The sequence below is a fragment of the Gemella sp. GL1 genome (assembly GCF_013415365.1).
Classification (GTDB): Bacteria; Bacillota; Bacilli; order Staphylococcales; family Gemellaceae; genus Gemelliphila.
The window spans coordinates 1-15,523 of record NZ_JACBYB010000009.1; the positions used below are offsets into that span (position 1 = coordinate 1).

Annotated in this window: 10 protein-coding genes, 1 tRNA gene and 2 rRNA genes; 1 reads left to right on the forward strand and 12 read right to left on the reverse strand. The window is 31.9% G+C overall.

All coding sequences use genetic code 11. From position 1 onward, the window contains the following. From HZY82_RS01125 to pgeF, 11 genes are all read right to left on the reverse strand, one after another. Positions 1–487, reverse strand: a 16S ribosomal RNA gene (locus HZY82_RS01125); the annotation flags it as partial. A 109-nt stretch (positions 488–596) separates the two neighbouring features. Next, positions 597–670, reverse strand: a tRNA-Gly gene (locus HZY82_RS01130). Between the two features lie 153 nt (positions 671–823). After that, a 5S ribosomal RNA gene (gene rrf / locus HZY82_RS01135) occupies positions 824–938 on the reverse strand. A gap of 150 nt (positions 939–1,088) precedes the next feature. Continuing rightward, positions 1,089–1,427, reverse strand: a complete 339-nt coding sequence (locus HZY82_RS01140) for a zinc ribbon domain-containing protein YjdM (RefSeq protein WP_179938429.1) — start codon at positions 1,425–1,427, stop codon at positions 1,089–1,091. A 394-nt stretch (positions 1,428–1,821) separates the two neighbouring features. Beyond that, a complete protein-coding gene (locus HZY82_RS01145; RefSeq protein ID WP_179938431.1) occupies positions 1,822–3,258 on the reverse strand; it encodes an amino acid permease in 1,437 nt (478 codons plus the stop codon). 141 nt (positions 3,259–3,399) lie between these two features. Continuing rightward, a complete protein-coding gene (locus HZY82_RS01150; protein WP_135156528.1) occupies positions 3,400–4,836 on the reverse strand; it encodes an amino acid permease in 1,437 nt (478 codons plus the stop codon). Positions 4,837–5,240: 404 nt separating this feature from the next. Then, on the reverse strand, positions 5,241–5,834 hold the full coding sequence (locus HZY82_RS01155) for a beta-class carbonic anhydrase (protein WP_179938433.1): 594 nt from the start codon (positions 5,832–5,834) through the stop codon (positions 5,241–5,243). Positions 5,835–5,842: 8 nt separating this feature from the next. Then, a complete protein-coding gene (rho, locus tag HZY82_RS01160) occupies positions 5,843–7,117 on the reverse strand; it encodes a transcription termination factor Rho (protein WP_179938435.1) in 1,275 nt (424 codons plus the stop codon). Between the two features lie 23 nt (positions 7,118–7,140). Next, the gene (locus HZY82_RS01165) at positions 7,141–7,947 is read right to left on the reverse strand and encodes a 6-phosphogluconolactonase (RefSeq protein ID WP_135156522.1); all 807 of its coding nucleotides are present in this window, start codon (positions 7,945–7,947) and stop codon (positions 7,141–7,143) included. Positions 7,948–8,047: 100 nt separating this feature from the next. Beyond that, a complete protein-coding gene (locus HZY82_RS01170; RefSeq protein WP_135156520.1) occupies positions 8,048–8,575 on the reverse strand; it encodes a hypothetical protein in 528 nt (175 codons plus the stop codon). Between the two features lie 9 nt (positions 8,576–8,584). Then, the gene (gene pgeF / locus HZY82_RS01175; RefSeq protein WP_218925224.1) at positions 8,585–9,283 is read right to left on the reverse strand and encodes a peptidoglycan editing factor PgeF; all 699 of its coding nucleotides are present in this window, start codon (positions 9,281–9,283) and stop codon (positions 8,585–8,587) included. Positions 9,284–9,498: 215 nt separating this feature from the next. Here pgeF and HZY82_RS01180 point away from each other — a divergent pair, with 215 nt between their 5' ends. Then, positions 9,499–11,103, forward strand: a complete 1,605-nt coding sequence (locus HZY82_RS01180) for an L-lactate permease (protein ID WP_179938437.1) — start codon at positions 9,499–9,501, stop codon at positions 11,101–11,103. A gap of 76 nt (positions 11,104–11,179) precedes the next feature. Here the strand turns inward: HZY82_RS01180 and HZY82_RS01185 are convergent, their stop codons facing one another. Further along, positions 11,180–15,523 (reverse strand): PolC-type DNA polymerase III, encoded by a 4,344-nt coding sequence (locus HZY82_RS01185; RefSeq protein WP_179938439.1) that lies wholly within the window; start codon positions 15,521–15,523, stop codon positions 11,180–11,182.

Below are 15,523 nucleotides of genomic sequence, written 5' to 3' on the forward strand. Positions count from 1 at the left end.
TACTGTATATAGTTACTATACAATCATTCTTCCCTAACAACAGAGTTTTACAAACCGAAATCCTTCTTCACTCACGCGGCGTTGCTCCGTCAGACTTTCGTCCATTGCGGAAGATTCCCTACTGCTGCCTCCCGTAGGAGTCTGGGCCGTGTCTCAGTCCCAGTGTGGCCGATCACCCTCTCAGGTCGGCTATGCATCGTCGCCTTGGTAGGCCTTTACCCTACCAACTAGCTAATGCACCGCAAAGCCATCTCATAGTGTCAGCTTGACCGACTTTCAATATTCCTTCATGCAAAGAAATATATTATCCGGTATTAGCTACCGTTTCCAGTAGTTGTCCCAGTCTATGAGGCAGGTTCTTTACGTGTTACTCACCCGTTCGCCGCTAAGTTCAAGTGATGCAAGCATCTCTTAAACTTCGCTCGACTTGCATGTATTAGGCACGCCGCCAGCGTTCGTCCTGAGCCAGGATCAAACTCTCCAAAATTATTTTTGTTAGCTTGATTAGCTCTTAAAGTTCTTTATAGTCTTTCTTTTAAGACTGTCCTTTTGGAATTAACGTTGACTTAATTCTTTTAGTTTTCAATGTTCAAATCTGGAGCGGGTGATGAGAATCGAACTCACAACATCAGTTTGGAAGACTGAGGTTTTACCACTAAACTACACCCGCTTATTTCTTTATATTCTTTTCTGTCTCTCTCAAGACTTTTTCTATTATATACTACTACTCTCCTACTGTCAATACTTTTTTTGATTTTTTTTAAAAAATTAATATATTACTTCTTAAAAAATTAAAAAAAGAACCCCTAAGGGTTCTACTATTGCCTGGCAACGTTCTAATCTCGCAGGTCGTAAGACCAACTACAGTCGACGCTAAAGAGCTTAACTTCTGTGTTCGGTATGGGTACAGGTGTATCCTCTTTGCTATCGCCACTTTTTTTTACTTTATAAACGTACTTCTAAAATTTTTATGTATAAAAAACGCAAGAAAGAACCTAGTCAGAGGTTTACACAAATTTGAAAAATATTTTAGTTATCCATATTTTTTTAAAAAATTCACTAGATAACTCTTTAAATAAATTTACGGTCTATATTTTCTTTACAAATTCCGATTTCAATTTCATTGCTCCAAAACCATCAATTTTACAGTCAATATCGTGATCTCCGTCTACTAATCTTATATTTTTAACACGTGTTCCTTGTTTTAAAACTGATGATGCTCCTTTTACTTTTAGATCTTTGATTACTGTAACAGTATCTCCGTCTTGTAATATATTCCTGTTAGCATCACGGTAAACTTTAACTTCCTCTTCATTAGAGAAATCGTTTGCTGACCATTCATAAGCACACATAGGACATACTAACATATTCCCATCTTCATAAGTATATTCTGAATTGCACTCTGGACAATTTGGTAAAGTAGTCATTTTATTACTCCTAAACATTGTATTTTATATCTAATTTTATCATATATATGCAAGAAAATAAATAATTATCTAAGGCCTCTACTTCACAAACTTTAATATTCAATCAACTATTATATAGAAGACTTAAATTTTTATTGATAGAGAGTAAACTTTATATTTTTATTCCTGCTAAAAGATACTTTAATTTATACTCGTAAAACTTAAGCTATATTGATAGATAAGCGAAAGAGCGTGATAGATTTTCTCCCAGTCTAAATTCATAAGAAAACTATTGAACTCATTACTAGATTTATAGTCAATAATGCTTTAAAATCAGCTCCTCAACTATAAATTTAACCTATATTCAGTTTAACAAAAAAGTTAGTTTTATAATTATAAAACTAACTTTTTAGACTTATTTTTCATATTTTGATAAATCAATATCTTTTAACTTAATTGTTTTTATCCCTTTCATCAACTTGTAAACATAATATACAACTGCCAATATAATAACTGATAGTATAGTATAGAATGCACTCATTAAGCCTCCACTTACAAAGTCAGCATAAGTTTGTAAAATTATTAATAATACAAAAGCAACTAAGGATAAATAGGAACCAAAAACCCCAAATTTAGCTCTATAAGGTAAAACTTCTGCCTCATTTTTATTTTGTATCTTAATCGCTCTTCTTAATCTAATATGGGCATATAAGGCAACTAACCAAATACAGATAGTCAAAATTCCTACAAGAGATAATAGCAAACCATATCCAGCCTTATTATATTTTTCAAAAAATACACACAAAATTACTGAAACAACCGTTATTAAAACTGCTCTGTTAGGTGTAGATTTAGAATTTAATTTATTAAATATCTTAGGTGCATAACCGTTTTCCGCTAAAGAATATAGCTGACGACTTGCATAATAAACACAAGAATTACCAGCTGAAAATACCGATGAAATGATTACAGCATTCATTAGAGCTGCAGCTATTCCTAGACCTGCTTGCTCAAAAACCAAAGTAAATGGTGATGCTAAAATTCCAGATTTCCCCGATAATCTTGGATCATTAATAGAAATAACTGCTGAAATAATAAACATGGTGGCAATATAGAAAATTAAAATTCTCCAAAAAACTTGATTAACTGCTTTAGGCATTGTTTTAGCTGGTTCTTCAGATTCTCCCGCAGTAATAACAACTGCTTCAACACCACCAAAAGAGAAAGCTGCAATAGCTAAAATACCAAAGAAAACTAAGAATGATGTACCTTCACCTTGCCCATTAGAAATAAAAGTTGATAAACCATGAACTTTATTTCCTAACAAACCAAACATTAGAGCAAATCCAGTTATTATAAAAACTACAACTGTCAATACCTTAATAATAGTAAGCCAAAACTCGACTTCCCCAAAAACTTTAACGCTCAACATATTAATAAGATATAATATTATAATGAAAAAAATAGACATCCCCACAGTAGAAAACTGTTGAAAGAATTCCCAAAACTGTAGCAACTTAGCCATGGTTATTACATCTATACCGGCTACTAAAATCCACATAATATAATATAACCAACCTACTGCATTTGCTAAGGAAGAATCAACAAATCTCTCCGAATATGCAGATATAGATCCAGATACTGGATAAAAACTAGCCATCTCCCCTAGAGCTGACATTAAAAAATAAATAAGTACTCCAATTAAAATATATGATAGTACAGCTTTATAGGATCCACCTTGACTAACAACAGCTCCTGATCCCATAAACAGTCCTGTTCCAATAGAACCACCTATAGCAAGCATAGTGATGTGTCTTGCCTTCAGGTTTCTCTCCATTCCCTGCTTTGACATAAAAATAACATCCTTTATTAAAATTTTTACCTAGTAATTGTACACTTTTATCACACAGATGTAAAGTTTTTTAAACAACTTTTTAGAATTTTACATTTGAGTAAAAAAGGTTAGGAAAAATCCTAACCTTTTTTCAAAACACTATCCTTTATATTTAGATATATCCATTTCTGTTAGACTAATTGTTTTTGTTTTTGTAGCTAATTTATGACCAAAATATACTGTCAATAAAATCATTGGTGGTAAAATATCAGAAATGGCTTTAGCCATTCCACCCGATGTATAATCTGCATACGCTTGAAAAATAATTAAGGCTACAAATAATACTAAAGCAATATAAGAACCTACCACACCAAACTTAGCTTGGTAGGGCAGAACATCGTAAATCGATTTATTTTGAACCTTAATAGCTTTTCTTAATCTTATTTGAGAATAAACAGCTACAATCCAAACACATACCACAATAACTCCTACGAGAGATAATAACATATAGTAGCCATCCTTGTTGAAGTATTCAAATAAGAACGATAGAGCAATTATTGCAATACTAACTACTACAGCTAATTGAGGGCTAGATTTAGAACTTAATTTAGCAAATGATTTAGGTGCGTATCCTTTTTCAGCTAAAGAATATAATTGTCGACTAGAGTAATAAACGGCAGAGTTCCCTGCTGAAAATACAGAAGAAACAATTACAGCATTCATTAAAGTTGCTGCTAAACCTAAACCTGCTTGCTCCAGCACCAATGTAAACGGCGAAGCTGTAACACCTTTCCCACCAATTAATCTCGGATCGTTTATAGAAATAACAGCTGAAATAATAAACATTGTGGCAACATAGAAAATTAAAATTCTCCAAAAGACTTGATTTACTGCCTTAGGCATTGTTTTAGCTGGTTCATTAGACTCTCCTGCGGTAACAACAACTGCTTCTGTTCCTCCAAATGAAAAAGCTGCAGTCGATAAAATAGCAAATAATCCTAAAAATGAGAATCCCTGAACTTGACCATTCGCTACAAATGTAGAAAGCCCATGTGCTTGTTTCCCAAAAATACCAAAAATAAGAGCAAAACCTGTCAAACTAAATACTATAACCGTTAATACTTTCACAATAGTTAACCAGTACTCAACCTCACCAAAAATTTTAACACTTAACATATTTATTAAATATAAAACCGCTAAAAAGAAGAATGATAAAGTTAAAGTAGAAAATTGCTGAAAATATTCCCAAAATTGCAATAACTTGGACATTGTTATAATATCAATACCCGCTACTAAAATCCACATAACATAATATAGCCAACCCACTGCATATCCTAATGATTCATCAACAAATCTTCCAGAATAAGCTGAAATAGATCCAGATACTGGATAAAAACTAGCCATCTCCCCTAGAGCCGACATTAAAAAATAAATAAGTACTCCAATTAAAATATAAGATAATACAGCTTGATAAGATCCTCCTTGGCTAACAACTGCTCCTGATCCCATGAACAGACCTGTCCCTATAGAACCTCCTATTGCTAACATAGTGATATGCCTAGATTGAAGATTTCTCTTCATTCCTTGCTGTGCCATTTAATTCACATCCTTTTCATAAAAATATATTTCACTAAATTATACACCAATTGTAAATGTTTGTAAAGTGTTAGTTTGTTTTCAAAAGTTTTCATTTTTTATGAGATTTGTCGCTGATTTTCAATCGAAATTAAATTGTTAAATAGAAATACTATATCTTAAAAGACCTAGTATGATCTTCTAGTTGGATTTATAAATTAATTGATTATAGAATATTTTTACAAATAAAAAAGGATAAGATTATTATTTCTAAATCTTATTCCTTTTATCCTATACAAAATAGTTAATATTTTATTATCTCTCTACATATTTATTTATGTAGTATGCTCAGACAACCTCAAAACTAGCCTAACTAATCTCACTATAATTTCTCCGAGCCATACTTTTCAAGTAACTACGAAAACTTAAAAATTAGGTCGAGCATCCTCCATTTTTCTATCATAACCATTCTCAATTAAGTCCACTTTTCCTGTACTTGGGTCAATAACCAAACCATGTACATAAACATTTTTAGGAATTAGAGGATGGTTTACAATCATGTTAATATCATGCTTTACACTGTCCTTAACATCCTCAAATCCTTGTAGCCATTCTTGCAAATCAATTCCAGAATATTTTAAAATTTTGAATGTTTCATTAGATACTCCACGTTTCCACATCTCCTTAATCATAGAGTTAGTATTAACACTTTGCATACCGCAATCATAATGCCCCATTACAATTATCTCCTCTGCTTTTAGCACATAAATTGCAACGATAAGGCTACGCATAATAGAACCATAAGGATGGCTTAAGATAGCTCCTGCATTCTTGATTACCTTAACATCTCCACTTGAAAGGTTTAAAGATTTTGTAGATAACTCTACAAGCCTAGTATCCATACAAGTTACCATTACTACCTTTTTAGCTGGATATTTATCCTCTGTTTGATACCTAACATATTCTTCATTATCTACAAACTTTCTATTATAATCCAAAATCTCGTCTAATAATCTCATAGTTCCTCCTAATTTTTATCAATAAATTTCATCATTTCTTTAACATAATCATCATTAGATTTATGCTTAGATAAATAATTTAAAACACCTATAGTAGGTTCGGTAACATCAGACAATTTAAGCCTTGTATTAGTTAATACCTTTACCTCATCTTCACTTAATAGCAAGTCGTCCCTTCTAGTGGAGGAGTTAGAAAAATCTATAGCCGGATAAATTCTTTTTCTAGCAAGTTCTGGAGATAATACCAACTCCATATTACCAGTTCCTTTAAATTCTTCAAAAATTAAATCATCCATTCTTGAACCAGTGTCTACTAAAGCAGTTGCTATAATAGTAAGACTTCCTGCACCTTCAACATTTCTAGCAGAACCAAATATGGACTTAGGTTTATGTAAACTGTAAGGATCAACCCCTCCAGATAAAACCTTACCTGAACTAGGTGATACAATATTATAAGCGCGTGCCAACCTTGTTATAGAATCCATAAGTACAATAACATCCTGCCCTATCTCAACTCTACGCTTAGCATGTTCAATAGCAAGTTCTGCCACCTTAATGTGATTTTCTGGTCTTTCATCAAAAGTCGATGACACTACATCAGCACCTTGAACAGACCTTTCCATATCTGTAACTTCTTCTGGTCTTTCATCAATTAACAAAATTATTAACTTTTTATCTGGATAGTTTTTTCTAATAGAATTAGCAATTTCCTTTATAAGACTTGTCTTTCCAACCTTAGGTGGCGCTACAATAAGCCCCCTTTGCCCAAATCCAATCGGAGCAACTAAATCTATAAAACGTGTCGCCAATTTTTCCTTAACAGTTTCCAATCTTATCTTCTTATCTGGGTAAATAGGAGTTAAAGCTTGAAAATGTGGTCTTGACTTAACTTCTTCTGCATTAAGACCATTAATAAAATCAACTTGCAACAAGCCGTAATACTTCTCATTTTCCTTAGGCTTTCTTACTTTTCCTCTTACTTCATCTCCCTTTTTTAGTTCAAATCTACGAATTTGAGAAGCAGATATATAAATATCAGACTCGCCTTTATTATAATTAACTGTTCTTAGAAAACCAAAACCCTGTTCTGGGTGAATATCATCTAAAACTCCCGTTAAATAATAATTACCATCCTTTTCCATTTCTTTTTCTAAAATAGCTAAAACTAGTTCCTTCTTATTCAAACTTGAATATCTAGTCAAGCCTATTTCCTTAGCTATTAAAGTAAGTTCCTTGGTAGTCTTACTCTTATATAAATCATCAAAACTTTGATAGCCTATCATACTGAACTCCAATCAAATAACAATTATTTTTCTTCTTCCTTAGTCACTTCCTTCAATCTTTTTTGTCTTTCTAATTCTGCTTTTCTTTTTTTACTATTTTTACTCTTAATGATCTTAGCAACTTCATCTTCAGACTTAAATCCTGCCTCTTTATCTACAAATACAACTAAATTAGGGTGTTTTTTTAAATAAGCAATAACACTATCATTCTCTTCATCACTAAAAATTCCTGCCACATGTTCCTTCTTATCTCTACCTAAAGCTATTAAAAAAATATTTCTAGCAGACATAATATCATCAAAACCAATACTTATTATAGAATCACTCTTTACATCAATTGCATGTCTTTTTCTTATTTCATTTTTTTCCCTGGCCGATACCTTATATGTATGCACATTTCTATTATCTTCGCTTATTTTATTATAATTCAAGATATATCCAGAAGAATCCATAAAAACTAAAGCAACATCTATAGGGTAATTTTCTAAAACTTCTTTATACCTAGATACACATTCATTAGTCGTATTTTCCGGATAATATAAATTATTGTATTCAACACGAAGTTTATCATATACATTTTTCTTCATAGAGCGATAAATAGACTTGTCTTCTTCCTTATAAATACCTGCTATTTCCTTTTGTCCTAAAAAAATAACATGCTTATAGCTGTACTTACCGCTAACATATTCATTAATTATTCTTTTAGTAAACTGACTATTAATTATCTTATCTGAAAAAGAAAATACAGCACCATCCTCTATAAATCTTTCCAACTCATCATAAACCCTGTTGTAGACAGCTTGTTCACTATTACATACTATATATTTCAAATTTTCTCAATCCTTTGCAAATTTTCTAAAATAATTATACCATATAACTTACCACTATAAAATAAAGAAGTTGCTAGACTATAAGCTAGCAACCTCCCCTTTACCCTACATAAACTAAATATTTTTCACAAATATCTACAAAGAAAGCTTTAATATCCCCCTCTTGTAATAATTTTCTTTGTTCATCATCTACTATATACTGACTATCTGCTTCCATCACAGCAATCAATCTTTCAAAAGTATCTAAAAAGTGTAAGTCTGGATCATTAATTAAATAATTAAAATTTTGCTGGGCTAAAAAAGGAGCAAAAACCTGTCTAAAAGCTCCTTGCCTTAATCTATAAATTAACTTCTTGCCGTCAACAATAAAATCTTCTCCTTGTCTTTCAACAAAATCTTGAGCCTTAGAATAAGAGCTGAAAAATTGCATAGCAACTGTCTCTTTATATTCTCTCATTAAGGGTAAGCTAAGTCCCACTTCATAAGACTCTCTATCGACAACTATATAGTGCTCCGGCATATTCCAAAACTCCTTAGCAATATTATAAAAAGCTAGTCTCCATCTACTATCCCCTACTGCTACCTTTTTAAAAGATGATATTTGCTCTACTAATTTTATGTCTGACATACTTACCCCTTACTTCAATTCTATAACCGTTGCGATTCTTTTATCAGTTCCCTTATCTTTTCTATAAGATAGGAATTTATCATTATCTGCTACAGTACATAAACCTGTTGATATTATATTTTCTTCTAAAATACCATTACGAATTAATATTTGCTTATTAATAGTTTCAAGATTTAAATAAAATTCTCCATTTTTTTCTTTATAATATTTATCAACTTTTAAAGAAGAAAATTTTTCAATCAATTCTTCAGATACCTTGTAATTATCTACTAAAATATGCGGCCCAATAATAACTTTTATATCTTTTACATCAGAAGTGTACTTATCGACCATAAGTTCCAAAGTATTCTTTGCTATTTCTGAATAAGTCCCCTTCCAACCAGCATGCGCTAAAGCTATAACTTTTTTGTTTTCATCATAAAAAACCAATGGTACACAATCAGCTGTAAAAATCATTAAAGGCTTCTTAATTTCATTAGTTACCAAAGCATCAGATTCTATAGAAAAATCAGATAATCTATCCTTTATAGAGACCACTTCACAACCATGAACCTGCTTTACGTAGGACAAATTTTTATAATTGAAATTATTTTCTCTCAAAAGTTTATCCATTTGCTGAAAATCTTTGGCATCCACATCTCTTTTTGTAAATATAAATTTCACTATTTCATTTTCATATATGTATAAATTTTTCTTTTCTTTTATCATGATACCACCTCTATTACTACTTCAATTATAATTAAGAAAAACATAAAAGTAAATCTTTTATATCATAAATTTTATAATATTTAATTTTTTTTATTGACAAACTCATATTTTTACATTATTATATTAATGTAAGCATTTACTGAAAATGTATTCATTGTTTGTTTTTTTAGTAAATAGTAATCTAAATAAATTTTACAATTAAAGGAGATACTATTATGGATGTATTATTAAGTATTATTCCCATAGTTTTATTAATATGGATGATGACAAAAAAAAACGCTATCCCATCATACATAGCCTTACCAGCAACAGCTTTACTAGTATATCTAGTACACCTATTCTGGTTCAAGACTGACTTTGCACTATTAAACTCTGGTCTTATTACTGGATCACTTGCAGTACTAACACCAATTACAGTTATTGCAGGTGCAGTATTATTCAATAGATTCATGCAATTATCAGGTTCACAAGAAACAATTAATAAATGGTTAGAATCTATTACTAAAAATCCAGTTGCTCAGTTCATGTTAATAGGATACGCATTCGCATTCATTATCGAAGGAGCTTCAGGTTTTGGTACACCAGCTGCCATCGCAGCTCCAATCCTTATCGGACTTGGTTATCCGGCAATTAAAGTAGTAGTTGCCGTATTAATCTTCAACTCTATTCCCGTTTCATTTGGTGCTGTAGGAACTCCAACTTGGTTCGGATTTGGTTCATTAGGACTATCAGAAGCAATGATTACAGAAATTGGACTTAAAGCAGCAACTGTTCACATGATTGCTGGGTTTGTGATACCTATTATGGCCTTATTATTTGTTTTCGACTGGAAGACAGTTAGAAGAAACTTAGCTTTCGCATACTTGGCTACATTTTCTTGTGCAGTACCAATGACACTATTGGCAACCGTTTCTTATGAATTTCCATCACTAGTTGGTGGTACTATCGGATTCTTACTATCAGTTATAGCTGCTAAGTTGGGAATCGGACTTTCTAATAAAGATATTAATCATTTAGAAGGGCAAACAATAGAAACTAAACAGATTCCATTTAATCAAGTATTTATGGCACTTCTACCAATCCTTACATTAATTGTTATTCTAGTTCTTACTCGTATTCAACAATTAGGAATTAAAGGAGCACTTAGAACTAAAGAAATATTATTTGAAACAGACTTAGGCTTTGCTACATTATCAGTAACCAAAGCAATTAAAGTTTCATTAACTAACGTATTAGGAACAAAAGAAGCTGAAGGATATGAATTACTATACGCACCAGCATTGATTCCATTCTTCTTAACTGTATTCTTACTATTAGCCTTTTATCCTAAGATGAAAGGAAATGTATCACTTATGCTTAAAGATACATTTGATCAAATTAAACTTCCATTTTTAGCTCTATTAGGGGGAGTTATCATGGTTAAATTCATGCTTATCGGTGGAGATAAAGCAATGGTTAAAATTATCGGTCTTGCATTAGCAGATGCAACCGGTTCTAACTGGACACTATTCGCCTCTTACCTAGGATCTATTGGAGCTTTCTTCTCAGGATCTAATACAATCTCTAACCTAATCTTCGGTGGAGTTCAGTTATCAATCGCTGAAACTACTGGGCTTTCTGCAGGAACAATCCTTGCCGTTCAATCAGTAGGAGGAGCTATGGGTAATATGACATGTATCAATAACATTATAGCTGCTTGTTCAGTTTCTAACGTTACCAATCAAGAAGGAGCAATTATGAAAAAAACAGCTATCCCTATGCTAACATATGGAGTTATCGCAGCTTTAGTTGCAACATTCATATTCCCTCTACTATTCTAGGAATAAAAAAGATGATAGAAACTAGTTTCTATCATCTTTTTATGCTTGTATTAAAAACAAGTCCAATTTAATTTTATTAAAACAAATCATCAAAAAATGATAATTGTGCTTTTTCAGGTAGCCCTTTAAGACTTCCTAAATCACGTAAATATTCTACAATTGTTGAAGATACGCCTCCTCTCTTAGAGAAATCCTCTACTGATAAGAAGGCTTTTTCCTCCCTAGCTTGTACTATCTTAAGTGCAACGTTCTCTCCTAATGACGGAACTATTGAAAATGGTGGTATAAGTGTATCTCCCTCTATTACATAAGAAAAGGCCTGAGACTTTTCTAAATCAATTTTTGAAAAAGTAAATCCTCTATGTAACATCTCAAAAGCTATTTCATAAGATACTAATGAAGATAAATCCTTACCAGATACTTCACTTTTATCCCTTTCCTTAATCTCTTTTATTTTTTTACCTAAAAAGTCTTTTCCCATAACTACTGTTTTTATATCATAATCATTTGCTCTGACAGAAAAATAAGCACAATAGTAGATAAGTGGTTTATGAACTTTAAACCAGGCAATACGTAATGCCATTAATACATAGGCTGATGCGTGAGCTTTAGGGAACATATACTTAATTTTTTTACAAGAATCAATGTACCAATCTGGTACATTATTTTCTTTCATCACTTTTTCCCAATCATCATTCAATCCTTTACCTTTACGAACAGATTCCATAATAGTAAAGGCTAAACTTTCTTCCAAACCAGCATAAATCAAGTAAACCATAATATCGTCACGACATCCAATAACATCTTTTAGTGTACAGATCCCTTTTTTTATTAATTCTTGTGCATTACCTAACCATACGTCTGTACCATGTGAAAGTCCAGAAATCTGAACCAATTCTGAATAAGTCGTTGGTTTGGTATCCTTAAGCATCTGGATAACAAAATTAGTACCAAACTCTGGTATACCCAATGTTCCTGTAGCACAACCAAGATCTTCACTAGAAACTCCTAGTATATCTGGAGATGAAAATATCTTCATAACATCAAGATCTGATACATCAATTTCAGTTGGATCAATTCCCGATAGGTCTTGTAACTTCCTAATCATAGTTGGATCATCATGACCAAGTATATCAAATTTAAGAATATTATCGTGAATCGAATGAAAGTCGAAATGAGTTGTTCTCCAAGATGATGTTGCATCATCTGCTGGAAATTGATAAGGAGTAAAATCAAAGATTTCCATATCATTGGGTACAACTAGGATCCCTCCTGGATGCTGACCTGTTGTACGTTTAACCCCTTCACAACCTGAAGCTATACGTTCTAAGTCAATATTTCTTTTATCAATTTCATTTTTTTCAAAATAATCTCTAGTAAATGCATATGCTGTTTTTTGGGCTACGGTAGAAATAGTTCCTGCCCTATATACATAATCTTCTCCAAAAATCTCTTTAGTAAAGTTGTGGGCTATCGGCTGATATTCCCCAGAAAAGTTAAGATCTATATCCGGAACCTTGTCTCCCTTAAATCCTAAGAAGGTTTCAAAAGGAATGTCTTGTCCATCTTTTTTCATTCTAACTGAACATGATGGGCAATCCTTATTCGGTAAATCAAAACCTGATGCATACTCTCCTTTTAAGAAAAATTCAGAGTGCTGACAAGATGGACAAACATAGTGGGGAACAAGCGGATTAACCTCTGTAATATCCATCATAGTAGCTACTAGGGAAGATCCAACAGAACCCCTAGAACCTACTAGATAACCATCTGATAAGGATTTCTTAACAAGTTTTGATGAAATCAAATATACTACAGAAAAACCATTTCCAATAATTGAATCTAGCTCTTTTTCTAACCTCTTCTCAACTATATCAGGTAATTTATCTCCATAGATTTTACGAGCTTTTTCATAAGACATATTCCTTACTTCATCTTCAGCACCAGGAATTTTCGGAGTATATAAATCTTTCTTAAGAGGTACTACAAGTTCAATCATATCATTAATCTTATGCGTATTGTCTATTACTATCTCTTCTATTAATTCAGCATCACCAAGATAAGCAAATTCATTAAGCATTTCTCTTGTTGTTAGAAAATTAGCCATTGGCATTATGTCCCTTGCAGCTGGATTATTCTTAACAGACAGCCTTAGTATCTGCCTGTACACATGCTGATATTCATCTAGATAGTAGACATCTCCCGTTGCTACTACCAATTTATCCGCTTCTTTAGCAATTTTTATAAGCCTCTTAAGCTCATTTTCTAATTCATCATTATCAGACAGCCTTTCCATACTAATAAATCTATTATAGTGTTGTCTAGGCTGAATTTCCACATAATCATAAAATTCCAAAGTTTTAATTAACTTCTCTTCTCTTGAGTTAAGTAATTCTTCAAATACTTCATTATCTTTATTACCAGTTCCTACTAATAGATGTTCTCTATACTTAGCCAATAAAGACTTAGGTATTGTCGGCTTATTTCCTGATAAGTATTCAGTTGAAGAATATGAAACTAATCTAAATAAATCCTTCAATCCTTGAGCATTTTTAACAAGTATTGAGGCTGGGAAAGGTCTTGCTCTCTTATGAGCAAGTTTCAAATCAATATTATCATCTATTTGATCATGCTTTTCTATTCCCATAGCAGCTAGTTGATCAAGCATTTTAAAAAATACTTCCACCGTTGCTCTAGTATCATAGATAGCTCGGTGATGTTGAACAAGTCTAACTTTGTAAAATTTTGATAAGGCTGATAAACCATGTCTTGATGTTTCTTTATTAATAGCACGCGATAATACTAGAGTATCTATACTTGAATAATTAAGCTCACTCATTATTCCTAATCTTTCAAAAGATTTACCAATCATACCTAGATCGAAAGCAGCATTATGGGCTACCAGTATATCTCCATCATCTAACCAATTGTAAAAATCTCTCATTACCTCTTCTTCTAAGGGTGCATCTTTTACATCATCATTAGTGATACTAGTTATATTAGTTATAAGCTCTGATATTTTTATTTGTGGATTAATATATGACTCAAAAGAGTCCACTTCTTTTCCATTCCTAACCTTAATAGCAGCAATCTCTATTATAGTATCCCTCTCTGCAGAAAGACCAGTTGTTTCAACGTCAAATACTACATAAGTTGCATTCTTTAAAAATATATCTCTAGGATTAGTAGTTACTGTAACCGAATCATCTAGTAAAAAAGCATTCAAACCGTATATGGGCTTAATATCTTTTCCTTTTGATGAATTACAAATTTCTGGATAAGCTTGAACTCCATAAGAATCTGTAAATGCTATAGCTTCATGTCCCCAAAGTTCTGCTCTTTTTAAATAATCCGATGCAGAGTTTATTCCATCAAGTGGTGACATTTGAGTGTGCACATTAAGTTCTATACGTTTCTTTCCATCATAGATATCTTGTCTTTCTTTCTTATCTGCTACTTCTAATATAGTTGGCTCTAATACCGTATCATTTAAGAAATTATCATAGACTAAGTCTCCAACGAGCTTTATCCATTGGCCCTTCTTCAAACCTGATATTTGGTCAATTAACTCTTGTTTCTTAGGACTAGTCTTAAACTTAGCATTGTCTCCATTAGAAAATACCCTAACAATTATAGAATCCGTATAGTCAGTTACTTTAAGTCTGTATTGGCTTGACCCCGTTCTATAGTCTTGCTTTTCTGATTCAAAAATTTGTGCAAATATAGTAGTCTGTCCAGTATGTCCAGCAAGATCTTTAATTTCACTAATATTAGAGTCATTAATACTGGTAATAGAAGATGATCTTCTAGTTGGATAAGATTTTGTAGATACAACTGTTTCTTTTTTCTTCGATTGTTGTAATGATGCCATTTCTTCTAACTTAGCCAACTCTTTTACAATCTCTTCTTCAAAATCAGCTAAGGAGTTATTTTGCTTATAATTTGGCTTTATATCTATAATGTTAGATCCCAAATGTTTGTAGATATGCAAAATTGCTTTTTTATTAGGCTCTATATTAGTTTGCCAAATACTAGGGGTATTAATCTCTAACTTTATCTGATTCTTCTCTATTTCAACTTCATTAGAAAGTATACGATTTATTATATTTTCCTTACCTATAAAAACTTCTGATAAGACAAAAGGCCAGTATTCTATTACTTTTTCATCATTAAGTTCATAATTCAATTCAAAGGAATAGTTCAATTTATAATCTTCAAAAAAAGATTTTCTCATATTATTTATAAGTGACATGAAATTACTAATATTTGGTAAATTATCGGTTTTAAAATTAAATACCCACTCTTTATCTGCTGTATTTTTTTTAATAGAAACTAACTCCATATTGGAAAAATCTTCCGCTTCTATCAAATCTTCTAAATTAGAATTCTTTAACAAGAGAGTAAAATGTTCTCTACTCAT